This is a genomic window from Roseateles sp. (assembly GCF_049240545.1).
Taxonomy (GTDB): Bacteria; Pseudomonadota; Gammaproteobacteria; order Burkholderiales; family Burkholderiaceae_C; genus Paucibacter_A.
Genome location: NZ_JBMLSK010000214.1, coordinates 1 through 1570, shown reverse-complemented (window position 1 = coordinate 1570; position 1570 = coordinate 1). Strand labels below are relative to the sequence as shown.

Below are 1570 nucleotides of genomic sequence, written 5' to 3'. Positions count from 1 at the left end.
CAGTCCGTGTCAAAACACGGATGTTGAGTCGGATGAAACGAGCGCCCCACGAGGGGGCGCTCGTTTTTTCTGCCGCAGGGTCCTCAGGCCGCTGCCAGCCTCCGGCCCAGTTCGGCCTCGCCCAGCACCTTCATCGCCCGCTTCAGGTTCCACACCAAGGTCGCGATCGCCATCTCCGCCCTCGCCCCGGCAATTCCCCTCATCAGGAACCGCGGGTGCCCGAAAATCCGGTACTTCAGCGCCGCGAACGGATGCTCGACCGTGCAGCGCCGCCGCCGCATCGCCTCCGGCGTCGCCCGACCGTCCATCCGCTGCAGCGCGTCCTCGTGGTCGTAGCGGGTCAACAATCGCCGGGCCGCTGACGTGCATTGGGATTTCAGCGCGCAATCCCCGCAATCCTCCATGCGCGCGGCGTACATCACCACGTGGTCGCGATTCATCCGCTGCTTCCGCACCAGCGTCTGGCCGGCAGGGCAGCGGTAGGTGTCGGTATCCGTGTCGTAGGTGAACCGGCTGCGGTCGAACAGCCGGCCGTCGCCTTGGTTGTTGATCGACCGGTTCGCCGGCACATGCGGCTGGATGCCCTGGGCCTCCAAGGCTTCGGCTTGCACGCCGTTGGAGTAGCCGGCGTCGGCCAGAACGTCCAAGCGATCGGCCCCAAGCGCGTCCCGTGCGGCCTCGCCCATCGGCTGCAGCTGCCGGTTGTCGGCCGCATCGTTCACCACCTCATGCGCCACGATCAGCGCATGTGCGCCGTCCACCGCGGTCTGCACGTTGTAGGCCGGGCCGTGCCCCGGCATCGAGCGCGATTCCGGCTCGCTGTCCACCCGGTGACTGGCGTCGCCCAATGCGGCTTCCATCGCCTGCACGGCGCCCTGTTCGTCCTGCAGCAGGGCCAAGGCCTGCCGCACCTCCGCGCCGGAAGGCGCCTCGGACTCGACGCCATCGGTGGCGTCCAGCGCGTTCAGGTAAGCCGCGATCTGCTGCTCCAAGGCCGCCTGTCGCCGCGCCAGGTCCTTCTTCCACACCACCGCCTTGCGGCTCGCCACCGCCTGGAACTTGCTGCCGTCCACCGCCACCCAGTCGCCGCGGACCAGCCCTGCGCCCTGGCAGAAGCGCACGAAGGCCGCGCCGGCTCGCTTCAGTGCATCGCCGTTGTCCTTGCGGAACTGCGCAACGGTCTTGTGGTCCGGCGACAGACGCCCCAGCAGCCACATCACCTCGACGTTGCGCTGGCACTCCTGCTCCAGTCGCCGCGACGAGCGCACCTGGTGCAGGTAGCCGTACAGATAGAGCTTCAGCAGGTCGGCCGGGTCGTAGGGCGGACGACCCGTCGCCTTCGGCGTGGCCTTGCCAAAGCCCAAGCCGGCCAACGGCAGGTGCCGGACAAAGGCATCGATCACCCGACAGGCGTGGTCCGACGGGACCATTTCCTCCAACGACACCGGAAACAGCGCGTTCTGCTGCCGGTCCTCTCCACGCACAAAGCCCATAAGCAGCAATGCCCGCAACTCACGTTGCGGGCATTGTGCTTCACATCCAACCCGAACAGCTGTTTTTACACAGCCTG

At 67.5% G+C, this 1570-nt stretch carries 1 protein-coding gene; it reads right to left on the bottom strand.

What is annotated here, in order from left to right:
- Positions 1–83: 83 nt before the first annotated feature.
- Entirely contained in the window at positions 84–1493 is a 1410-nt protein-coding gene (locus ACOVRJ_RS14075; protein ID WP_422044478.1) for an IS1182 family transposase, read from the bottom strand.
- Positions 1494–1570: the final 77 nt, after the last annotated feature.